At 61.1% G+C, this 21469-nt stretch carries 18 protein-coding genes and 2 pseudogenes; 7 read left to right on the top strand and 13 right to left on the bottom strand.

Going from position 1 to position 21469, the window contains the following annotated elements:
- Positions 1 to 202: 202 nt before the first annotated feature.
- Together G6N33_RS24700 and G6N33_RS24695 are read left to right on the top strand one after the other, a co-directional pair.
- Complete coding sequence (locus G6N33_RS24700; protein ID WP_163771686.1) at positions 203 to 1591, top strand: PPE family protein; 1389 nt, start codon at positions 203 to 205, stop codon at positions 1589 to 1591.
- 304 nt (positions 1592 to 1895) lie between these two features.
- Positions 1896 to 2523: pseudogene (locus G6N33_RS24695) on the top strand (transposase); the annotation flags it as partial.
- A 46-nt stretch (positions 2524 to 2569) separates the two neighbouring features.
- Here the strand turns inward: G6N33_RS24695 and G6N33_RS24690 are convergent.
- The 9 genes from G6N33_RS24690 to G6N33_RS24650 all read right to left on the bottom strand — a co-directional run bounded on the left by G6N33_RS24690 (position 2570) and on the right by G6N33_RS24650 (position 12928).
- Positions 2570 to 4192: a GMC family oxidoreductase gene (locus G6N33_RS24690; RefSeq protein WP_044506129.1), complete on the bottom strand. Its 1623-nt coding sequence runs from the start codon at positions 4190 to 4192 to the stop codon at positions 2570 to 2572.
- A 34-nt stretch (positions 4193 to 4226) separates the two neighbouring features.
- Positions 4227 to 4688 (bottom strand): hypothetical protein, encoded by a 462-nt coding sequence (locus G6N33_RS24685; RefSeq protein ID WP_044506130.1) that lies wholly within the window; start codon positions 4686 to 4688, stop codon positions 4227 to 4229.
- A 45-nt stretch (positions 4689 to 4733) separates the two neighbouring features.
- Positions 4734 to 5270: a YbhB/YbcL family Raf kinase inhibitor-like protein gene (locus G6N33_RS24680; RefSeq protein WP_044506131.1), complete on the bottom strand. Its 537-nt coding sequence runs from the start codon at positions 5268 to 5270 to the stop codon at positions 4734 to 4736.
- A gap of 495 nt (positions 5271 to 5765) precedes the next feature.
- The gene (groL, locus tag G6N33_RS24675; protein ID WP_044506133.1) at positions 5766 to 7418 is read right to left on the bottom strand and encodes a chaperonin GroEL; all 1653 of its coding nucleotides are present in this window, start codon (positions 7416 to 7418) and stop codon (positions 5766 to 5768) included.
- A gap of 28 nt (positions 7419 to 7446) precedes the next feature.
- The gene (locus G6N33_RS24670; protein WP_044506135.1) at positions 7447 to 8472 is read right to left on the bottom strand and encodes an NAD(P)-dependent alcohol dehydrogenase; all 1026 of its coding nucleotides are present in this window, start codon (positions 8470 to 8472) and stop codon (positions 7447 to 7449) included.
- A 168-nt stretch (positions 8473 to 8640) separates the two neighbouring features.
- The gene (gene mimD / locus G6N33_RS24665; protein WP_044511826.1) at positions 8641 to 8988 is read right to left on the bottom strand and encodes a propane 2-monooxygenase effector subunit MimD; all 348 of its coding nucleotides are present in this window, start codon (positions 8986 to 8988) and stop codon (positions 8641 to 8643) included.
- Positions 8989 to 9008: 20 nt separating this feature from the next.
- On the bottom strand, positions 9009 to 10115 hold the full coding sequence (locus G6N33_RS24660; RefSeq protein WP_044506137.1) for an aromatic/alkene monooxygenase hydroxylase subunit beta: 1107 nt from the start codon (positions 10113 to 10115) through the stop codon (positions 9009 to 9011).
- Between the two features lie 36 nt (positions 10116 to 10151).
- On the bottom strand, positions 10152 to 11198 hold the full coding sequence (locus G6N33_RS24655) for a 2Fe-2S iron-sulfur cluster-binding protein (RefSeq protein WP_044506139.1): 1047 nt from the start codon (positions 11196 to 11198) through the stop codon (positions 10152 to 10154).
- Between the two features lie 98 nt (positions 11199 to 11296).
- Positions 11297 to 12928: a ferritin family protein gene (locus G6N33_RS24650; protein ID WP_044506141.1), complete on the bottom strand. Its 1632-nt coding sequence runs from the start codon at positions 12926 to 12928 to the stop codon at positions 11297 to 11299.
- Between the two features lie 519 nt (positions 12929 to 13447).
- Here G6N33_RS24650 and G6N33_RS24645 point away from each other — a divergent pair.
- Positions 13448 to 15091 (top strand): sigma-54-dependent Fis family transcriptional regulator, encoded by a 1644-nt coding sequence (locus G6N33_RS24645; RefSeq protein WP_269210856.1) that lies wholly within the window; start codon positions 13448 to 13450, stop codon positions 15089 to 15091.
- A gap of 282 nt (positions 15092 to 15373) precedes the next feature.
- Positions 15374 to 16015 carry an alpha/beta hydrolase gene (locus G6N33_RS24640; protein WP_231382400.1) on the top strand — a complete coding sequence of 214 codons (642 nt, stop codon included), beginning with the start codon at positions 15374 to 15376 and terminating at the stop codon, positions 16013 to 16015.
- Here G6N33_RS24640 and G6N33_RS24635 read toward each other — a convergent pair.
- On the bottom strand, positions 15966 to 16604 hold the full coding sequence (locus tag G6N33_RS24635; protein WP_231382401.1) for a sigma-70 family RNA polymerase sigma factor: 639 nt from the start codon (positions 16602 to 16604) through the stop codon (positions 15966 to 15968). The two genes, G6N33_RS24640 and G6N33_RS24635, sit on opposite strands and share 50 nt — an antisense overlap.
- 85 nt (positions 16605 to 16689) lie before the next feature.
- Here G6N33_RS24635 and G6N33_RS24630 point away from each other — a divergent pair, with 85 nt between their 5' ends.
- Entirely contained in the window at positions 16690 to 17370 is a 681-nt protein-coding gene (locus G6N33_RS24630; RefSeq protein WP_044506147.1) for a winged helix-turn-helix transcriptional regulator, read from the top strand.
- Positions 17371 to 17633: 263 nt separating this feature from the next.
- Here G6N33_RS24630 and G6N33_RS24625 read toward each other — a convergent pair whose 3' ends face one another.
- Positions 17634 to 18383: an SDR family oxidoreductase gene (locus tag G6N33_RS24625; protein WP_044506148.1), complete on the bottom strand. Its 750-nt coding sequence runs from the start codon at positions 18381 to 18383 to the stop codon at positions 17634 to 17636.
- Between the two features lie 74 nt (positions 18384 to 18457).
- Between G6N33_RS24625 and G6N33_RS24620 the strand changes: the two genes are divergently transcribed.
- Positions 18458 to 19321: a LysR family transcriptional regulator gene (locus G6N33_RS24620; RefSeq protein WP_101528576.1), complete on the top strand. Its 864-nt coding sequence runs from the start codon at positions 18458 to 18460 to the stop codon at positions 19319 to 19321.
- Positions 19322 to 19365: 44 nt separating this feature from the next.
- Here G6N33_RS24620 and arsB read toward each other — a convergent pair.
- Positions 19366 to 20504: pseudogene (gene arsB / locus G6N33_RS24615) on the bottom strand (ACR3 family arsenite efflux transporter); the annotation flags it as partial.
- Between the two features lie 34 nt (positions 20505 to 20538).
- Positions 20539 to 20970 (bottom strand): ArsI/CadI family heavy metal resistance metalloenzyme, encoded by a 432-nt coding sequence (locus G6N33_RS24610; RefSeq protein ID WP_044506153.1) that lies wholly within the window; start codon positions 20968 to 20970, stop codon positions 20539 to 20541.
- Positions 20971 to 21072: 102 nt separating this feature from the next.
- Here G6N33_RS24610 and G6N33_RS24605 point away from each other — a divergent pair, with 102 nt between their 5' ends.
- Positions 21073 to 21432 (top strand): Rv2640c family ArsR-like transcriptional regulator, encoded by a 360-nt coding sequence (locus G6N33_RS24605; protein ID WP_044506154.1) that lies wholly within the window; start codon positions 21073 to 21075, stop codon positions 21430 to 21432.
- The last annotated feature ends 37 nt before the right edge of the window (positions 21433 to 21469 follow it).

The following is a 21469-nucleotide window of genomic DNA, read 5'->3' as shown; positions in this document are numbered from 1 at the left end:
ATTGAAAAGAAAGATAACCGCGGTAGCTTGCCTGGTGTCATTCAATACGTCCAAGGTTCGGGAAGGTCCCTGATGTGGTGAGGAGTGAGAAAGTCGCCAATAGTGTTCCTTACCCGCGTGAAGGTATCCCGTTAAGCCCAACGAACCAACGAATTGGCTCGCGCCGGACGGCCGGCGCAAGCGCGATTATGGAGGCTATCCGATGAGTGGGTTGGATTTTGCGATGTTGCCGCCGGAGATTAATTCCGGTCGGATGTATGCGGGGGCGGGGTCGGGGCCATTGATGGCCGCTGCGGCCGCCTGGGACGGGTTGGCCGCGGAGTTGAGCTCCGCGGCGGCATCGTATCGGGGCACGGTCACCGAACTGGCGGACATGTCATGGCTGGGCCCCTCATCCACCTCGATGAACGCCGCAGCAGAAACATACGTGGCCTGGCTGAATACCACCGCCAGCGAGGCAAGACAAACCGCCAACCAAGCCAGGTCCTCCGCGGCAGCCTTCGAAGCGGCATACACCGCCACCGTCCCACCACCGGTAATCGCCACCAACAGAACAGTATTGGCAGCACTGGTGGCCACCAACATCCTCGGACAAAACACCCCGGCCATCGCGGCCACCGAAGCACAATACAGCGCCATGTGGGCCCAAGACGCGGTCGCCATGTACACCTACGCCGCCGCCTCGGCCACCGCGACAGCACTAACCCCATTCACCTCAGCGCCCCAAAACACCAACCCGGCCGGCCAAGCAGCCCAGCAAGCCAGCACCGACCAAGCAACCGCCAACACCGCCCACACACTGCTCTCCAACATCCCCCACGTCCTGCAAACCATGGCACAAGGCGGAACACCAGCCGCCACCGCCACCGCCACCGACCCGATCAGCACCTTCCAATCATTTTTCAACGACATCTCAGGATTCTTGACGTTATCTCCGGGTCTCGAATTTTCCGCTACGGGAACCCTGTTCACCGTCTTTCCCGAAGTGGCGACGGCTGAAGGACCGTTGGTGGCTACCCTTTCGGCAACCAAAGCGTCGGCGGTGCCTGCGGCGCCGGCGGCGGGGTTGGGCAACCTGGTCGGTTCGTCCTCTCCCGCAGCCGGTGCAGGGCAAGGGGCCATCACAGCGGGCCTGGCCGATTCGGGACTAGTGGGCAAGTTGTCGGTACCACCATCGTGGAGTACCGCGACACCCCAAATCCGACTCACCTCAACGGCATTGCCGATCGCCGGCCTCGACGCCACCCCCGCAGCAACAGCAACCGCACCCACCCTATTCGGCGGCATCCCCCCGATGAGTGGCCCCGTCGGCAGCATGGTTAACACCCCCCGCAAAGGCGAAGCTCCATCGCGACGCATGCGCAGCAGGGCACTCCCGGCGTGGACCAACGAGCCAGCCGCCCACGGCTACACTCCGAATCGCGCGGCACAGGCACCGCGCACGGCCGCACACGCCCTCCGGTCGTCCGGCGGGCGTGAATGCAGCGAAGTCGAGCAGCTCCAAAAGGAACTCATCGCCTTGACCAAAAAGCGCGACCTTCTGAAACGCGCTGCGGTGTTGATGATTAAGCAAGCACAGAAACACAAGTAGCTCTGCGCCGGGCCAGCCCAGACCTGAGTTAGGGCAGCTGAGTCCGGACACTGGCTCAGTAACCTACTTTGACGCATAGGTCGGCGCGGATTTCCCCTCGTTGACCTTCAAGTCGCCGAGTGGCCTGATCGTAAGCATCCCGTCGACGCTAATTCGCTGCGACGAACCACGACCTTCTAAAACGCGGGGCCACGTTATGGCGGGAAGACACCCTCGAGTCACACCCAACGTGACGCCGGGTCAACCAAGTTGGCCTGACCCCGATCGGTTGGCCCACGGCTTATGAGAGTCCTGCTGCTCCACGTTGTGGGCAAAGGCTTGCAAGACCACGGCGACGAGGAAGCGGCACAGTCCGGAGCAGATTGTGCGCAAGCTGATTGCTGCTAATCGGCTGTTGGAGGAGGGCACGGACACCGCGGCGGTGTGTCGGGAGCTCGGTGTCTCCCGAGCCCCACCTACCATCGGTGGCGCGATCAGTTTGGCGGTCTGAAGGCCGAAGACGCCAAGCGCCTGAAGTAAGCCCCGGAACGGACGGCGAGCGGCCGTTCGTCATCTCCAGCGAGTCCTGGGGGGTCAGTCAGTGAGCGGTTCGCCTGCCGCGTCACCGGGCAACACCGCCACCCAACGCCACGAACCCACCGCGGCGGCACCCGCCGATTCCGACGCTGCCCTGCGAGACTGGTTACGCGACTACGCCAAGAAGCACGCTCGGCGTGGCTATCGGACCGCCGATCATGATGCCCGCAGTGAAGGCCGGGACGTCAATCACAAGAAGATCCAGCGTCTTTGACTCGAGGAAGACCAACGGGTCCCGCGACAGCGCAAGCTTCGATGCACCTGAACGGCGCGCCCAACCATGGTGGTCGATGCGCCCACCGGTGTGGACGGTGGACTTCCAATTCGACGTCACCATGGACGGCGCGCCGTTCAGGTGCTTGGGGTTTCGTCAGGCCTGGCCGATCTGAGATCGCCGCTTGGTCACTTGGCGGCGGTGATCATTTCCTCTGGTACGTCTTCCTCGGCCATCAGCGACATGATGTAGTCGGCTTGGCGGATGGCCAGCGCACTGATCGTCAGGGTCGGGTTCTCGGATCCACTAGTGGGAAACACACTGCCGTCGGCGATGAACAAGTTAGGGACTTCGTGAGCCTGTCCGAACTGATTGACCACCGACGTCTCCGGGTCGGCGCCCATCCGGCAGGTGCCCAAATTGTGCGTTGCGGGGTATGGGGGCGTGTCCCACACCTTGGTGGCTCCAGCGGCTTGATAGATCTCCCGCGCCTTCGCCCAGGCGTACTCTCGCATAGCCGTGTCGTTGGGATGGTCGGTCACCGCGACAAGTGGTACCGGCATGCCGAACTGGTCCTTGCGGTGCGGATCGACCGTCACTCGGTTCTCGGCCTGGGGCAGGTCCTCGCCGACAATCCACAGACCAGCCAGGTGGGTGTACGACTCCATCAGATCAGCCAGCGGCTCGCCCCACAGCGCCCGGCTCCCCTGCGTCGAGGTCAATGGACCGGGGCTGACGAAGACGGCGGTGAACGCCGGACCTAACATGATGGTTTCAAGATGGAATCCGGCAACGAACCCACGTTCCTCGGGTCGATTGTCGTGAAATGCATCGACGATGCCCATCATGGTGATGCCTTTATACGCGTGGATCGGGTCCGGGAACTTCGCATAGCTGGAAGCCGTCATGTGCCGCATGTAGTAGCGGCCGACGGCGCCGCTGCCGTTCGCCAGCCCGTCTGGGAAACGGGATGTGGCTGAATTGAGCAACAAACGGGGGGTCTGGATGCTGTTGCCCGCCAACACCACATGCTGTGCCTTCTGCTCCACAATGCGACCGTCGGGATCGGCGTAGACCACGCCTGTCGCGCGCCCCGTGCTATCGGTCGAGATCGAGAGCGCCTGACAGTTGGGGCGTAGGTCGAGCCAACCGGTCGCCTCCGCCTTGGGGATAGCTTCGAACAGACTGCTCCACTTGGCTTCGTTACGGCAGCCTTGGAAACAATAGCCTCGTTGTGTGCACATGCCGCGGCCGTCGTAGTCCTCGGTGTTGATCGCCATATAACCAGGGTGGGCATTGAGCCCCAGCGCATCGGCCCCGCGCTTCAGAGCCAAGAAATTCGTGTTCCCCGGGGCGAAGGGCATAACGCGGCCACTCACGCCGAGCAGCCGCTCCGCCTTTTCGTAGTAAGGAACCAGAGTTTCGTAGTCGATGGGCCAGTCGGCTAAGTCCGCGCCTTCAATGTCGCCATAGGTGGTCTTGGCTTTGAACTCGTGAGGTTGCATGCGGAGCGCGGCGCCCGCCCAGTGGGTGGTCGAGCCCCCGACCGTCTTGCAGATCCAAGCCGCGCTTCCGGTCACGTCCTGGCCGGTGACCCCGACCGGATCGAGCCAGCTCAGCTTGTTGAACATGGCGACCTCGTCCTCTTCGAAGTCCTTGTCCGCGTCCAACCGCGGCCCTGCCTCCAAGGCCACAACCCTCACACCCGACAGGCAGAGCTCGCGAATGACGTTGCCGCCTCCCGCCCCGGTTCCGATCACAACAACCTCTGCCTGCTCGTTCAGAGGCACCTTGACCGCCGACCTAGCCATCTTCTTTCACCTTCTTTGTTGCGCTATTTTGTCTCTAGCGTTCTGTTCGGACTGTGGACATGTTCCAAGCAACGACGTCAAATCCACGGTTGATGTAGCCCTGCCCGTCACGCTGGGCTAATCCTGGGAAGCCAATGGCTTCCCAGACGCTATAGCGGTTATAGAAATCCACCACCACCGCGTATACGAGATTCTGAAACAGTGCCGTGTGCTGTATCGACTCCAGCAGCATTGTCTGCAGCTCGGGGATGGCCTCGCTGAAAGAAGTCGCCCCTGCCGCGACGGCACCCTTGTCGAGTTCCATTAGCTGGCCTCGGATTTCAGTTCGCAGCTTGTTGTCTGATGCCAAGCGCGCGTCGTAAGCCAGGGCCGTGTACCAAACTGTGTCCCGGAGCTGCGGGTCATGGTGGGGGACAATGCTTGTCATCACGGCGACCAGGTTGGCCGCCTCAGCCGGCAGCAAGGACTGGAACAAGAACTCTCGTTGATCGCTCACTGTCAGTACCTTTCTGTCGCTCGGCTTTGTGTCGTTGAAACTTCACTACTGCTCGAAAGTTGCGATGATGATCCCGCGCGCCACGGTGTGGCTGAACAGGTTGAAACCGAGATAGGCCGGGGTTGCCTCGGCCGCAAGGCCAAGATTCGCGGTGTCAACGGCGTGCACGGTGAAGATGTAGCGATGAGGGCCGTGTCCAGCGGGGGGAGCAGCTCCTATGTATCCGCGGATGCCGGCGTCGTTGGCAAGGGCGAGAGCGCCGTTGGGCAGATCCGGGCTGCCGGGCGTGCCCGCACCGGTCGGCAGCTCGGTTATTGTCGCGGGAAGGTCGGCAACCGCCCAGTGCCAGAATCCGCTTTGCGTCGGAGCGTCTGGATCGTAGCAAGTGACGGCAAAACTTTTCGTCTCCTGGGGAAATCCGGACCAGGACAGTTCCGGGGAGAGGTCCTCGCCACCGGCGCCCAACCGCCCCGAGGCATGCGGCTTTGGTAACGGCTGACCGTCGGTGATGTCAGCGCTTTTAACTGTGAATGTTGGCACCGCTGGCAAGAATTCGAAGGGAAGAGGTGGACGTGTAGCCATAACTGAGTTCCTTGTAAATGTTGGAAGCTGGAACAATCGGGCCCCAGCTTTGTTGCCGATCCCGAACGCCATACAGCGCCGGTCATTCATTACTGGATGATCTGTCGTTGTGTCGTCTGTGTTTATGGGTGCGTCTCATGTGCGTCACTAGTGCAGCGCCGACAGGGACGATGCACAGTGCGATTCAACGCTGTGCTCGGCCAGGCGCGGGTCTCACTCTGAGACGTAACACCGACTCGCCGACTCGGGGCCCATTTGGTGTCCAAGTTAGGCCGTCCAGCGCAGGACGCGATTGGGCGCGAAGCGCGTCGAGCCCCAACAGCTCCCGACCGTCGCAGCAGCCGGCATGGTGTCTGGCGAGCGTGAATCGACGGATCACCCTGTGGTGGTGTTTGATTCGCATCCTTCAGTACTGAATCAGTCTCTGTCGGCGCGGCCGAATAGACCACGCGATTCGTGCCGTCGGTCAAATCTGTTGTGCACATGGGTAGTTCGCTAGTAGATGTTGGACGGACGAACCACACCCTCGGCCAGGTCGCCAAATCCCGGCGCGATGATGGCACCTGGATTGACGAGCACTTGTTCGACGATTGCTGTTTCGGTGGTAATGAGCAGAGCAGCGATCGACGCGGCGCTTTCCAGGGCAGCACGCGTCACCTTGAGCGGATCGATTATTCCTTCGTCGAACAGATCTCCGTACTCGCCTGTTAGCGCGTTGAAGCCATGACCGAGTGGCAGACCCTCGACGATCTCTACGACGTCGTCTGCCTCAAAGCCGGCATTGTGGGCAATCCAGCGCAGCGGCTCAGCAAGCGCACGGCGCACCACCAGGGCACCTGTCTTGGCGTCCTCATCTGATAGCTCGAGATCGGCCAGCGCCCGATGTGCCTGCGCCAGTGCCGTCCCACCACCAGCAACGACGCCGGCTTCCTTCGCGGCACGGCTGGCCGCCAGCGCGTCTTCGACGCGCAGCATGCGTTCCTTGACCTCAACACTGGTGGCGCCGCCGACGCGAATCACCGCGACGCGACCAGTCAGCCGAGCGATTCGAAGATCGACATTGTCGCGGTCGGTGTCATTACGTGCCCGTGCCCGTTGAGCTTCGAGTTGGGAAACACGAGCGTCGATAAGTCGTTGCTCGCCGCGGGGGCCGACGATCGTTGTCGCTTCTTCGGTGGCCGTGATCCGGTGACACGAGCCCAGATCATCGATTGTTAGTTCGGCGAACTCGATGCCCGTGTCCTTCGCAACCACGTGGCCACCCAATGCGACAGCGAGGTCCTCGAGTTCAGCGAGGCGGCGGTGACCAAATCCCGGTGCGCGCACCACCAGCGATCGCATGGTGTTGTGCATGTTTCCGCCGGCCAGCAATTGCAGTGCTGGCCCGTCGACGTCCTCCGCGAACACCACCAGCGGGCGATCTGCGCGCTTTGCGATTTCGACGGCACGCATGATCTCCTGCACCGCGGTGATCTTCCTGTTGGTCAACACGACCAACGGGTTGTCCAACACAGCCTCCATGCGTTCGGGATCGGTGACCATGTACGCCGAGATATAACCGTGTTCGAACTTGATGCCGTCAACGACGTCGACGGCCAATCCAAGCGAATCGCTCTCCTCGGTGGTGATCACACCGATTTCTCCCGCGTGTTCGACAGCGTCGACGATTGCTTCGCCGATCGCTTCGTCGTCACCGCCTGCCAGGGTCGCGATATGTAGGAGAGCGCGGCGGTCGGCGACCGGCACCGATCCCGCCGTCAGCGCCGAAATCACTACCGACACTGCGTGTTCGATGCCTCGCCGGACCCTCATGGGATTAGCGCCAGCGTCTACAGCGCGCAACCCCTCGCGGACCATAGCCTGGGCGAGCACGGTGGCCGTCGTGGTCCCATCCCCGACCAGCCCGTTGGTCTTCATCGCGGCTTCCTTGACCAGCTGAGCGCCCATGTTGACGAACGGATCGGCCAACTGAATCTCACGGGCAATCGTGACGCCGTCGTTGGTGATTGTTGGGGGCCCAGTCAATTTCTCCAACACCGCGTTACGGCCCTTGGGGCCCAGCGTCACTTTGACCGCGTCGGCCAACGCGTTCACCCCTTGTTCCAGCCTTGCGCGTGCGTCGGTGCTGTACCGCAATTCCTTTGCCATAACGTACCTTTCGTATGTCAGCGCGTTGTCAGGGAACGAGTATCGCGCGGCCGCGCACTAGCCCAGCATCGAGATCGTCGAGCGCATGCTGGAAGTCCTCGAGGGGGTATTTGGTCGTGTGCAGCGTGACTTTGCCCTTCGCCGCGAGGATCATCAGCTCTTCCAGGTCGTTGTAGGAGCCGACCAGGTTCCCGATGACGTTGATCTCAGCGGAAATGATGTCGATGGTCGGCACATCAATGTTCTCGCCGTAGCCGACGACGTAGTAGTTTCCGGCACGCCCTAGCATGTCGACGCCCCACCGGGTGGACCCGCCCTCACCGACGAAGTCGAGTATGGCCTCGGCGCCGCGACCGCCGGTGAAATCAAGCACCTGCTGCACGTGTGTGCCGTCCGCGACGATGGCCTTGTCCGCACCGACTGCCTCGGCAAGCGTGACCGCAGCGGGGTTGCGGTCGACGGCCACTACCGTCACTCCTGAGATGGCATTGAGTACTTGAATTCCGATATGGCCGAGCCCACCCGCGCCGATCACGACGCAAACATCGCCAGGCCGAGTGGTCCGTGCCACCTTGGCGGCGGCGTGATATGCGGTCAATCCGGCGTCGGCGAGTGCGGCGACATCGGCCGGCTCCAGGCCATCGTCGATCTTGACGACGCTGCGCGCTGTGGTGCGCAGGTACTCCGCATAACCGCCGTTGGCGTCGATGCCCGGGAACTTGCTGTCGTGGCAGTGCATGTCATCGCCGAACCGGCAGGCCCGGCACAGTCCGCAGGTGATCAGCGGGTGCAGGATCACCTTGTCACCGACCTTGACGTTGGTCACCGCGTCGCCGACATCATGCACCCAGCCGGCGTTCTCATGCCCGATCGTGTACGGCAATTCAACGCCAGACTTGGCTTCCCACTGGCCTTCGAGGATATGGAGATCGGTGCGGCATACGCCCGCGCCGCCGATCCGCACGACGACGTCGAGCGGGCCTTCGATCGTCGGCTCTGGAACGTCGGTCAGCTGCAGCTTCGTGTGGTATGCCGTGACTTGGACAGCCTTCAATGTGGACTCCTCGTTCTGTATCGGTGAATGTAGGCGTAACCGCGACCGGTGCGGACCGGTCGTTGCCGTGGCAATCGGGATGGCCCCGCAGCATTAGTCGCCATACACCCTTGGGACTTCAACCGCTCACCTGCGCGGGAGCCGGCATCCGTTCCATCCTCAAAATCATTACTTGCCCGGCGATTTGGCGATGAGGTCAAAGCCGATGTACTCCGCGGCATCCTCCGGATTGGCGAACAGCAACGTCCTGTCGTCGAGATGAACCATGCGACCGTAGTGAGTCGAACTGATCTCCTCGAACACGGAGCCGTCGAATTCTTCACCGAGTGCGCCGGTTAGCTCGACATAGTCGAAATCGAGCAAATTCTCGCCGTCTACCCGGATCATCGACGGATACTCCACCAACGACACGCCGTCCTTGCCGCCCATGACATCGGCTACCGTGCGGCCGACCTGGGTATTCATCAGTGTCACACCACATTTGTTGGAACGCTCGACCGCGGATCCGAACTGCATAGCCCCGTTTGATTGGGTGGTCACTTCTTCAGCTCCTTCGGGATGTCCAGCTCGATCGATTCGAGCAGGGAGGTGAATTTTCCTTCGGCTGCGCCAAGACTTGATGCGAACGTGAGACCCTTGTCCGCGGGCTGCGACCACAGCGGCTGCAGCGCATGAGCCGCGTCGAGACAACGTGGCGTCCATATCGCCAACCAGTTGCCGAAAAGTGCTTTGTTGGAATCACCGAACTTCTCATCACGGGTCAGAAGTCGGAGGAGTTCGCGAGTGTAGGTCAGGTCGCGGTCGTAGTCATGTTCGCCGGTACCGACAATTGTCGGCGTGATGTAGTCACCATTGCGTGCCGCGATCTGCATCACCAACTCGCTGCGGAACAAGCAACCGACTAGCTGTTCGAAGACGACGTTGGTCGCGAACAACAGCTCACACCAATCCTCGACCGCGGTCAGCCGCTCGACGACCTCGCGGGTAGGCTGCCACTCCGGGGCGGACTGCCAGATCTCTTTGTGTGCTTGTCCGTCGAAGTCGTTGACCTCCTCGGACAGGTCGAGGTTGAACAGCGCCAAGTCTTGAGCGAATCGCAGCTTGTGGGCCGCGGTCACCGAAACCGCATTATTGATCATGTTGGTGGGGGCTGACCGCTGGATGGCGGTGAAGACGTGCAGTGCAAGACCGTTCTCCGCGTGCATCCACGCCCCCACGTTGTGCGCCAAGAATTTCAGCCACGCGGAATTGAACCCTTCGTACGCGCGTGCGCGCTTTGCGTTCTGCAAGCTCAAGCTGGTCTGGCGCACCACCGCGGAGTTGTTGCGGTAGATCGTCTGTTCCCATTCCTCATTGGGATCGCGAAACGCATGCCAATTCGATGACCTCGCGGCCGTCCATTCCTGCGGATAGCCGCCGGGCCCATTGCCGAATCCGTAAATCCAGCCTTGGGTCAGGTGGCGTTCCGGGTCGGGCTGCACGTCGACGGTGACGTCTTCATACACGGTTGCCCGTAACTTCGCCGGCTTGAAATAGCTGAACTGTCGGCTCTTGGAGCTGGGAAATTCCAGCGCGCCCGCCTCCGCATCAGTTAGCTCGATCTTGGGGAAACTGCGCCTCTTCTCGGAAGTTGTCACCGTTATTTCCTTTCGGTTCTGGTGCTGTGCAGCGGATTTGGGTCATTCGAAGAGCGGACTGGTGAATTTGTCGTAGAAGATCTGCCCCTTGGGGACAGCCAAGCTGTCAAGTAGTGCCAGCGCCGCATCAACCATGGGCGGGGGTCCGCAGATATACACGTCACTCTTGGTCATGTCGCCCTCATTCCGGGCGACGACGTCGGTCACGTTGCCGTCTTCAACGGTGACCGTGTCTGGTAACACGTCGCCGTTCCTCGACTCAGAGAGGCACACGGTAAAAACGAAATCCCTTAGAGCTCGGCCTATTTCGACTATCTCGGGGAGATAGAAGAGATCCGCAGGGGTGCGCGCCCCGTAGTAGAAGTGCACCGGGCGCTTGCTGGCTGTCTCGCTCATGTGGCGCAGAATCGACAGTATCGGCGCCATCCCGGCGCCGCCGGCCACGCACACCACAGGTAGAACGTGGCCGTCCTTGAGGGTCGAGGTGCCGTACGGCCCCGCTAACGTCAGCTCGTCCCCGACCCTGATGCCGTCTTCAAGCAAGCCGGAGAATTTGCCGCCTGGGTATTTCTTGATCAGGAACTCGACGTGGCCGGGCTGCGCTTGGGTACTCGCCATGGAAAACGAGCGGTGTTCCTCAGTCTGGGGGATATAGATGTCGGCGTATTGTCCCGGTTTGAACTCGAAGGTGGGTGGCTCGACGGCTTCCACTCGCAGCGAGACGATGTCGCGCGTCATCGCATCCAACGCTGTCACCCGGGTGCGGACCCGCTGGATCGGCACACCGTGGAGCAACTCGTCCGCATCGAAATTCAACAGCTCGATCGTGCAGTCACTGAACGCGTGAGACCTGCAGAGCAGCACGTAGCCTTCTTCGACTTCCGCGTCGTTGCAGGCAAAGGTCGAATAATTACTCATCTGAACGTCGCCGTCGAGCAGGTAAGACTTGCACGCCGAGCACCGACCCTCCCGACATCCATGCATCAGATGGATGCCCTGACGGAAGGCGGCGTCGAGAATGTTTTCGTCCTCGGCCACTTCCATCTGGAGGTCGACGGGCTCGAAGTTCACACGGTGGATGTCGCTCACGAATTCACCTACACAGTCGGTATGTACGGGGGTACCGGTTGGCTGCAGCACCCGGTAAGGAAAGGAACCGCAGCCAACCGGTACCGATGAGACTTGAATCAGTGGTGGCCGACGCCGGCGCAGTAATCCGCCAGATGGGCTTGGCGCTCCTCGTCGCTCATCTCATTGAGCAATACGTTGGGGCTGTTGAACGTATTGCCGCGGATGTCGTCGAGGGTCCACATCTTCGACGGATCGTCGAGGTGCAGGTGCGGCTGAGGGATGAGCGTCTTGCCATCGTCTCGCACATATCCCAGGTTGCTGACGATGTCGGCAAGATCGCCGCCGTGGTGCAGCGTCTCCCACTCGCGGAACCCAGTGAGGCGGCCCATGTTCGGAGTCGGCCGGCCCTCGTACTCGCTGCGGAAGGCGACCGTGTCGGTCCAATGACAGGTTTCCGAGCAGTAGGTGCGCCACTGACCGTCGACCTTGTCCGTGATCATGTCACCACGGATCAGGCAGGGCACCATGCAAGTCCAGCAGCGGTGCGGGTACACGTAGTCGACATCCTCGAAGGCGATCGGCTTGTTGCGCCCCGGGTAGGCCAGCCGGTTGTAGTTTTCCCACCAGCGGCCGAACTTCGAGTACCAGCCCGGGTACTTTTCTTCGAACCACTCGAAGTCCTCATCGGTCATCGGGTCTATGCGCCAGTAGTTCACCGGCCAGCCGGTGGCGAAGAACCTGGCAACCTCGTGCACATAGCTCTTGTCGACGATGCGCCTCCATGCCTCTTCGACAAGGTCGTGGGGGATGGTGAGACCGTACTTCTCGAGGGGAAGCAGATAGCTGCGGTAGTAGTCGTCGTAGATCCAGCGACGCCACATCTCCGCGTAGCTTTCGCGATCCTTGCGCCGGTCCTTCGTGCCGTACTCGATGAACGTGCCGATGGCCGCGTCGACGACGCAATGGTTGTTCCACCACGCGTAACGCAAATCGCGTTCCAGCAGCGGCCGGTTGCGCTCATCGGCCAACGCCATCAGGAGGATCGAGTAGCCATTGGATATGTGCCGCGACTCGTCCGACTGGACTGAATGGAACACCGTTGGCAACAGATAGTCGCCGTTGGCTGCGGCCTCGTCCGGCATGGCGACGAAAAGCGTATTGGTGAAGGCTGTTTCGGCGACTACGGTCAGGTAGATGTTCGCTGCGGTTATGGCATCGCCGGTGATGAAACCCTCACCGAACTGCCGCCCGATAGTCGAGGCGTAGCAGTTGCCGAAAGCCTTTTCGGTGATGTCGAATCCGGCGGGGTCGATGTAATTGTTCATGTACAGCTTTTTGAGGTTCATCTGGATCGTCGAGTGGCGGACCTCGTCGATCATCTGTACCGCCAGCCCGTTGTGAATCTCGGGGTTCGGTACGGCGCCGATCGCCATCGGCATGGCGCGTGCCGCCGAGATTTCGGGAAACGGAATGATCGCCAAGAACAACTTTTGCCATTCAATCCAGCGCTGCTGTACTTGACGGAACATGTTGCCACGGATAGCACCATCCATCGCGCCGAAGACACGATTATCCTTCTCTTCTTCCATCGGAAAATAGGACCTCATGATTTGCTTGAGAGGGTCCTTTTTCGGGGCTTTATCGAAGGTGTAATCGGTTCCGAACCGCGTCGCGGGGGTGGCGAATGTGGGCTCCCATGACAGTTCAGTGATCTTCGCGTGAGCTTTCGTCAGGCTCTGCCTACTCATAGTGCGCCTTCCTGTGTGTATGCCTCGTTATCCCGGCAAAGAGCGGTGGTAGAAATGCAAACACGTGACCCAACGCGCCGACGTCTCAGTCTGAGACGGGGGCCACACCAGCTCCGATCGAATGATCGGGGGCTCGGGACTCCAATACAGCGTTGATGGTCGTGCGACCAGCGCATCGGGCAGGACGCCACCGGCCGGTGGTAGGCGCCAGCGGATGGCGGTCAAGGCCTGGCAAGTGCAACCCAACGTCCGCCGGAATTCCGACCCCGACGTCACGGCACAATTCCCACCCGCAGGTGCAGGCAGGATCACATACGTCTCAAATCGAGACGTGCATCACGTCCGCACGGGGCTATGCTGTCGAATGCACTTTCGTCAGAACCGAGGGTCTTATTGATTATGTCGAAGGCACACGGTGCCGCCGAATTGCAACGCGCCAGAGAACAGTTCCTTACTACCGGGAAGCTGAGCGTAGACGTTGTTTCGCCAAAGGTGGCAAGTTCCTGGCAACGATCGCGCATGCTGCATGTCCATCCCGATCGCGTCTACCTGAATTACGTCCGCGTTCCGGATACCGACACCGTTCTCATCCGCGCTGCGAGTCCGGTGCTGAAGGCGCTAGCCGACGACCTGGAGCCTCAGGACATCAGCGTCATTCTGACGTCGCCAGACGGACTGGTGGTTGAACGGGTTGCTGCCGACACCAAGTTGGTAAGAGCGCTCGATAAGGTGCAGCTAGCGCCCGGTTACAGTTACGCCGAAGAGTTCACGGGTACCAACGGAATTGGTACTGCGCTGACCATCGGCGCTCCAACGTTTATCCGAGGCAGCGAACACTACATAGGCGCGTTGAGCCACCTCGCATGCGCAGGCTCGCCTATTCGCGATCCGATTACGGGTAGGGTACTGGGCGCCGTAGATCTCACGTGCTGGGCTAGCCGTTCCGACCCGCTCCTGCTTGTTCTGGCGAAGAGCGCCAGCCATCAGATCGAGGATAGGATCAGCGCCCTGGCCAGCGAAAGCGAGACCGCGCTGCTTGAGGCCTACCACCGGCAGAGCCGCCGGTATCCCGGTGGCGTGCTGGCCATTGGCGGCGACATTGTGCTGATGAATTCGTACCTGCGCCAGATGCTTGATGCCGCCGACCAGACGGCACTGTTGGATCACGCAACGGAGCTGGCCGGGGCGGCAACCACGGCAACCGCGGTCGTGACGCTGCCCAGCGCTACGACGATGAGAATTTCAGTCGCCGAGTACATCCCAGTGCGCGGTCACGAACGCAATGCTGTGTTTCACGTACAAATGCAGCCAGTCGCCAAAGCCACTGCGGCACAGCGCAGAGCAATTCAGTCGATCCCGCGATTGGCCGGTCGCAGCAGCGCTTGGCGGCGCAGCTGCCAGCAGGTGGAGCGCTGCTACCGGGAACGCGACTGGGTAGTCATAGAAGGTGAGAGTGGATCCGGACGCTCCACTTTGGCTCAGGCGGTGGCGCAGCACATCACTCCCGAACGCACCATACGTGTGCTCCGGTACTCGGACTTCGACAACGCCGACGATTTCATGTCCGAGGTAGAGGCCGAGACAGCGATTGGCGACGACTTCGCCGTCGTCATCGCCAATCTCGACGAATTGCCCGACGAGACGCTCGAGAGCCTGGGCGCCGTCTTGCAAACCCGCGCCGGCCACGGCTGGGTTGCGGCAACGATCTCCAGTGGCACGCGCCCGACGCTGGTGGACATGTTGGTCTTGCCCTTCTTCCTCCACACCGTCACTATGCCGGCCCTGCGACACCGCATTGAGGACCTCGAAGACCTTGTGCCGCAACTACTACGGGAGTTGACTAAGGGCGCAAACGTGAGCCTCGCTTCCGAGGCCATGCGCCAACTCGCCAAGCTCCCGTGGCCAGGTAACGTCGCGCAGCTACGCAAGGTGTTGGCCGCAACACTGGCGGTGCAGCGATTTGGCGTCATCGGCGTAGACAAATTGCCCGCAGAGTGCCGGTCATTAGCTCGCCGCAAGCTCACCCACCTCGAATCCTTGGAGCGCGACGCCATCGTACGCAGCCTGTTGGACAACAACGGAAGCAAAGCTGACGCCGCCCAATCGCTGGGGATGTCGCGCGCCACGATCTACCGCAAGATCAAAGAATTCGGAATCGCGTGACACCGGTAAAGACCAGCGCGGCTGGTGTCAGCCAGGGCACAGTGGGGCTGCCGATCGGATGCGGTCACACCAGGACGTTCTAACTATCCGATGGTTGTAGAAACCGCTCGCATTCGGCAGCTTCTCACATCTCCGACGATGGTTGTGGACGAGGTGCAGGCGGGGGCTGGCTTCTGGTGAATAATTGTGCCTGCCGTAGGCGTCTATCTCGTCATGTTAACTTTCGTATTAGTCCACGGGTCCTGGCACGATGGATCTTGTTGGGATCGAGTCGTCGAGCGCTTGGAATCGCTGGGACACAGGGCTTTTGCGCCCACCGTCGCCGGCCACGGCAACGGGGTTGGTAAGGCGATCACCCATGCCGAGTCAACCAAGTCCGTCGTCGAGTTCATCGAAGCCAATGATTTGGCCGAGATCGTTCTGGTTGGGCACAGCTACGGGGGAACGATTATCTGCAAGGCGGCAGAGGTCCTGTCGGCCCGGATCAGGCGCCTGTTGTTCGTGAGTGGATTTGTCCTCAACGACGGCCAGAGCGTCAGCGAGGCTATTCCTCTTCCTCTCCGGATGCAGTTCGATCGGCTCGCCACCGAATCGGCAGACAACACGATCACGTTGCCCTTTGCCGTGTGGCGCGAGGCGTTCATGAATGATGCCGATCTGGAACTTGCACGCGCGTGTTATGACCGGCTTTCGCCTGAGCCGTATCAGCCGATCACAGAGCCACTCGATCTGAAGAAGTTTTACACTCTTGACATCCCTCGCAGCTATATCCTCGGCAGTGAAGATGTTGCGCTTCCTTTGCATCCGATAATGACTTCACGTCTCGGGTTGTACCGCTTCTTGCAGATGCCTGGTGGTCATGAGTTGCTATTCACTAATCCGTATGGGTTGGCGGACAAGCTAATTGAGGCCGGTCGGGACTAGCCACGCGCGATGAAAGCGTGTTGGGCGCCAGCTCAGCTAGTGATTTTCGCAGCTTGCTTCGCGCGCTGTGCAGTCGCGACATCACCGTCCCGATCGGGATTCCCATGATGTCCGCGACCTCCCGGTACCGGTAACCCAGGACGTCGACGTAGTAGATCGTGGTCTGATGACTCTGGGGGAGCCGCTTGAGTGCTGCGGTCACCTCGGCATCGACCACGGCTTCCAGGACGTGTACATCTGCCGAACGGCACTGGCCCCAGCTATCGTGGTGGGCGCGCACCGCTTGTTGCGAATCAGAGATTCCTGAACTTAGGTGTTCTCCCCGGCGGTGCTGCGTCTTGCGATGATTGGTGACCCAGGTGTTGCGCATGATCCGATAGATCCACCCCTTCAAGTTCCCATCCTGGTGACGCCAGGATCCAAAGTGGCTGTAAGCCTTAAGCATTGTGTCCTGAATGAGATCCTCGGCATCTGCGTGGTTGCGGGTCAGACGTCGGGCGCAGATGTACAGATCGTCAAGCAGTGGGATCACCTCGCGTTCGAACCTTGCGGTCAACCGTGAGGTGTCCTGGCGCGATGCGGTGGTCATGCTCATATACTCGGCGTGCAAAGGGTCGTGGTGAAGTTCTTATTTAGAACCGTGCGATACCGGCTATGGGCGCATACTTGGTTGCGTGGCCACATATCGTCAGTACTGTCCGGTCGCCCTGGCGTCGGAGATCGTCGCGGAGCGATGGAATCCGTTGATCGTGCGCAATCTGTTGTTCGGTGCCGATACCTTTTCGGCGATCGCGCATGGTGTGCCGTCAATGTCCCGCTCGATGTTGATCAAGCGGCTCGAGGAGCTGCAGCGTGCTGGGATCATCGCAATACAGCAGAAGCCGGATGGCCGGGGGCACCACTACCGGCTCACCGAAGCGGGCACCGACCTCGCCGGGGTCATCGGTGCCCTAGCCATGTGGGGTCAACGGTGGGCAGGGGTTACAAGAGAGCACACAGATCCGGCATACGCGCTGTGGGCGTGGTGCCAGGTGCAGCTCAACCGGGCCGCGCTGCCCAATGGCCGGGTGGTGGTTTCTTTTACGTTCCCCGAGGAACGCCCCGGCAATCGGCGTTTCTGGATGCTGATTGAGCACGGCGACGCCGCGTTGTGCTACTCCGACCCTGGCGGTCGTTCCGATCTCAGCGTCGAGGCTCGATCGCAACCGTTTGTCGACTGGCACCGCGGCGCACGAAGTTGGCCGGCCCTCCTTCGCGCCGGCGACATCACATTGGATGGCCCGCACCGGCTCCGCCGAGCCTTCCCGAAGTGGAACCTGTGCGAACCCATAGGCGACTGGCGGCCGAAGCACTAGACGAGAATGTTGGCATGGGTAGTCCGGTTCACTGGCGACGTACGCCGGCCACCAAGGCCGGCTCGTCCGGCGACCCTTGGATCATGAGGTGATCATCATGATGTGCGGATCGAGGTGCTTGCGGGCGCGCTGGCCGGGGAAGGCGAAGGCGTTGCGCCGTTTGAGTGGTCTCTAGTGATGATCCGAAACTGCTTGAAAGACAAGCCGGTAGGCGGCAAGGGCGTGCCCAGCCTCGTTGACCGTTGTTGTGGTGTAGCCGTGGCTTAACGTGTGGTGTAGCCACCGTTGGCGAAGATGGTCTGACCGGTGATCCAGTGGCCGTCGCCTGCGAGGAATACGGCCAGTGGCGCGATGTCTTCGACCTTGGTGAGCCGGTTGCCCATGGCTTGGCTGGCGTGGAACTCGGCCCGCTCGGGAGTTTCTTGAGGGTAGAAGAATGGCGTGTCCATCGGTCCGGGCGCGATGTTATTGACGTTGATCAGGCGCGGTGCGAACTCCTTGGACGCGGCCCGGACGAAGTGCTCGACCGGCGACTTGGCGCCTGCGTAGGTGGAGTAGCCGTCGGTATAGGCGGCCAGCAATGCGGTCACGATCGTGGTCAGGCTGCCGTGGTCGTTGAGACGTCGGCCAGCTTCTTGGATGAAAAAGTATGCGGCCTTGGCGTTGATGTCGAACATCGAGTCGTATTCGGCCTCGGTGGTCTCCAAAATTGGCTTGCGCAATACCTTTCCGACAGTGTTGATGGCAATATCCACGCCGCCGAAGGCATCGACCGCCGCGTCGAACAAAGCCTTGACGTTGCCCGGCACGGTGAGGTCGCCTCGGACCTTGATGGCCCGCACGCCGGCCGCGGTCACTTCCGACACCGTGCGGTCGGCATCAGTCTCGGTAGCAGCACTGTTGTAATGCACCGCGACATTGACACCCTTCTGTGCCAATGTCCTGCTGATGAGACCACCGAGGTTTTTTGCTCCGGCAGCGATAACGGCTGACTTGCCTTCAAGTGTCGTCATGCCACCACTGTAAAAACATCGGACCACAAGCGTAAAACAGCAAAACCGGAGCAAGCCACAAATAGACTTTGTCTATGCTTCATGACCTGCGCCGCGTCGAGCAGTTCGTCAAAGTCGCCGAGGTGGGCAGCTTCACCGGCGCAGCGGCACAGTTGCACCTGAGCCAGCAGGCGTTGAGCAGTGCCGTCGGTCAACTCGAAAAAGAGTTGGGGGTGCGTCTATTCGTCAGGGCTGGACGCCGTATCACTCTTACGGTCCCCGGGCAGGCACTGCTCGTCGAATCGCGTCCGCTACTGGCAGCTGCTCGAACCGTGGACGCACATGTGCGCGGCGCTGCTGCCGACCAGCACGCGTGGGTGGTCGGCCACAGCCCTGCGCTAGGTGGTGCGGAGGTTTATCAACTGGTCGAATCCGCTATAGACGCGCACCCCGACCTGTCGTTCACGTTTCGTCAGCTCTACCCGGACGAGTTGTACGCCGCTGTCCTCGACGGGTCTGTGCATCTAGGCCTACGGCGAGGGATCGCACCTACCGGCGACCTGTCCGGCGCGGTCATCGGCTATCACCGAGTGCGGGTCGCCGTTCCCGGCACGCATCACCTGGCCGCTGCTGAAAGTATCGACATCACGGACTTGGCCGGCGAGCGCCTTGCCCTTTGGTCGCCGCCGGGCTTCTCCTATTTCAGTGATTTCCTGATGAGTGCCTGTCGCCGTGCAGGTTTCGAACCCGACTATGTCGTCAGCAGGGTCCAGGGCGCAGCAATGATTGCTGCGCCTCTAACTACCGGTGCCGTCGCCCTGGTCACGGCAGACCCGGGCATAGCAATGAGTGGCCGTGTTCGCGTGATTGACCTTGAACCAAGGCTCATGGTGCCGGTACAAGCCCTATGGCAACAACACACCGTGTCGGCAGTGCGAGACACCCTGCTCACATCGTGACGGATACGACCTGCCATGGCCGCGGTCACTGCGCGTCAAGTCCAGCCGCCGTTGTGCAGGCAGACGAACAGGACGCTCGGTGGGAGCTCCTCGATGACGCGCTGTCAGCCGCTGGGGAGGGGAACAGGTGTGGTCGTAGCGCCAGGGAAATGTAGACCAGGGCGACGAGGACGGGGACTTCGATGAGGGGTCCGACGACACCGGCGAGGGCTTGTCCGGAGGTGGCGCCATAGGTGGCGATCGCCACGGCGATGGCGAGTTCGAAGTTGTTGCCAGCGGCGGTGAACGCCAGGGTGGTAGTGCGGGCATAACCCAGTCCGAGTGCGGCGCCCAGAATGTAGCCGCCGGTCCACATCATGGCGAAGTACGTCAATAGTGGCAGTGCGATGCGGGCGACATCTGTTGGCCGGGTGGTGATTTGGTGGCCCTGCAGGGCGAACAGGATCACGATGGTGAACAGTAGCCCGTAGAGTGCCCAGGGCCCGGTGGCGGGCAGGTAGCGGGTTTCATACCAGCTGCGACCTTTGGCTTTTTCACCGAATCGGCGGGAAAGGTAACCGGCTGCCAGCGGGATGCCCAGGAAGATAAGCACGGACTTGACGATCTGCCCCGGTGACGTGGAGATGGTGGCCTGGGGCAGATGCAGCCAGCCGGGCAACACCGAGAGGTAGAACCAGCCAAGCGCGGCGAACGCGACGACCTGGAAGATCGAGTTCAACGCGACCAGCACGGCGGCGGCTTCGCGGTCCCCGCAGGCCAGGTCGTTCCAAATGATGACCATCGCGATGCAGCGCGCCAACCCAACGATGATCAGCCCGGTGCGGTATTCGGGCAGATCCGCCAACAGCAGCCACGCCAGGGCGAACATCACCGCGGGGCCCACCACCCAGTTCAGCAGCAGTGAACCAATCAGCAGCCGGCGATCGTTGGTGACGGTGTCCAGACTGTCATAGCGAACCTTGGCCAGTACCGGATACATCATGATCAAAAGACCCAGCGCGATGGGCAGGGAGATCCCATCGATCTGGATTTTCTGCAACACAGCATTGAAGCCAGGCACCCAGCGTCCCAACAGCAGCCCGACGGCCATGGCGATCCCAATCCAGATCGGCAATAACCGATTCAGGGTCGAAAGCCTTGTTCCCGTGGGGGTTTGATCATCAGCAACGGTCGGCTGGGTCATGGGATGTTTCGGTCCACGCAGTCGCGCTCGGCGGTCAGCAGCATGATGTGGCCGTCGCCGCGGTATCGGTCTGGGACTGGGTGTGGTTGGCGCCGAAGGTGTCGGAATCGGCCAGCACGGTGTAGACCTCCCAGCGCTCCCCGCCCGGACCGACTACCCACACTTTGTCCTGGATAGCGAAACAGCAGGTAGTAGCGATCTCCTCCTCGGTGAACATCTCGGCTTCGGCGAGGCGGGCAATCTCGGCGTGCACCACCTCGCTGGATTCGACCTCGATCCCGAGATGATTCAGTGACCCGCCCTGCCCCGGGTTTTCCAGCAGCACCAGCTTCAGCGGCGGATCAGCGATGGCGAAGTTGGCGTAGCCCGGCTTACGTTTGGCTGGTTCGGCGTGAAACAGCTTGGAGTAGAACGTTATCGCTTCATCGAGATCATCGACGTTGAGGGCTAGTTGAACGCGTGACATGGCAATGAGCCTCCGAGTTGTGAGACATATATCGAACTAGCGACGGAGCCCCAGCATGCCCACCTTTTCGATATATGTCAATCTTTGTGGCAGGATGGTGTTATGCCCAAAGCTTTGCCGGCAATTGATACGACGGCGCCGGTCTGTTGCTCCCCGGTCGCCTCGGGTCCGCTCAGCGATGCCGACGCGCTAGCGATCGCGTTACGGCTCAAAGCGCTGGCAGATCCGGTGCGAGTCAAAATCATGTCCTACCTGTTCGGCTCGGCGGCCGGCGAGGAAATATCCGGGGAGCTGGCCGCGGTCCTGGACCTGAGTGAATCCACGGTGAGCCATCACCTTGCGCAGTTGCGGAAGGCCGGTCTTGTCCAGTCCGATCGGCGCGGGATGAACGTGTTTCATCGAGTGCGCCCTGACGCCTTGCAGGCCTTATGCATCGCGCTCGACCCGAACTGCTGCACCTAACGCGCTAACTGCAGTAGCACGGCCGAGACAAGATCTG

The organism is Mycobacterium simiae, assembly GCF_010727605.1.
GTDB lineage: Bacteria > Actinomycetota > Actinomycetes > Mycobacteriales > Mycobacteriaceae > Mycobacterium > Mycobacterium simiae.
This window is presented reverse-complemented; position numbering and strand designations above follow the sequence as displayed.

Excerpts from the sequence above, each read along its gene's own strand:
- G6N33_RS24700 (WP_163771686.1), top strand. The coding sequence starts at position 203 with ATGAGTGGGTTGGATTTTGCGATGTTGCCGCCGGAGATTAATTCCGGT.
- G6N33_RS24690 (WP_044506129.1), bottom strand. The coding sequence starts at position 4,192 with ATGGCTAGGTCGGCGGTCAAGGTGCCTCTGAACGAGCAGGCAGAGGTT.
- G6N33_RS24680 (WP_044506131.1), bottom strand. The coding sequence starts at position 5,270 with ATGGCTACACGTCCACCTCTTCCCTTCGAATTCTTGCCAGCGGTGCCA.
- groL (WP_044506133.1), bottom strand. The coding sequence starts at position 7,418 with ATGGCAAAGGAATTGCGGTACAGCACCGACGCACGCGCAAGGCTGGAA.
- mimD (WP_044511826.1), bottom strand. The coding sequence starts at position 8,988 with ATGCAGTTCGGATCCGCGGTCGAGCGTTCCAACAAATGTGGTGTGACA.
- G6N33_RS24650 (WP_044506141.1), bottom strand. The coding sequence starts at position 12,928 with ATGAGTAGGCAGAGCCTGACGAAAGCTCACGCGAAGATCACTGAACTG.
- G6N33_RS24645 (WP_269210856.1), top strand. The coding sequence starts at position 13,448 with ATGCTGCATGTCCATCCCGATCGCGTCTACCTGAATTACGTCCGCGTT.
- G6N33_RS24635 (WP_231382401.1), bottom strand. The coding sequence starts at position 16,604 with ATGACCACCGCATCGCGCCAGGACACCTCACGGTTGACCGCAAGGTTC.
- G6N33_RS24625 (WP_044506148.1), bottom strand. The coding sequence starts at position 18,383 with ATGACGACACTTGAAGGCAAGTCAGCCGTTATCGCTGCCGGAGCAAAA.
- G6N33_RS24620 (WP_101528576.1), top strand. The coding sequence starts at position 18,458 with ATGCTTCATGACCTGCGCCGCGTCGAGCAGTTCGTCAAAGTCGCCGAG.
- G6N33_RS24610 (WP_044506153.1), bottom strand. The coding sequence starts at position 20,970 with ATGTCACGCGTTCAACTAGCCCTCAACGTCGATGATCTCGATGAAGCG.
- G6N33_RS24605 (WP_044506154.1), top strand. The coding sequence starts at position 21,073 with ATGCCCAAAGCTTTGCCGGCAATTGATACGACGGCGCCGGTCTGTTGC.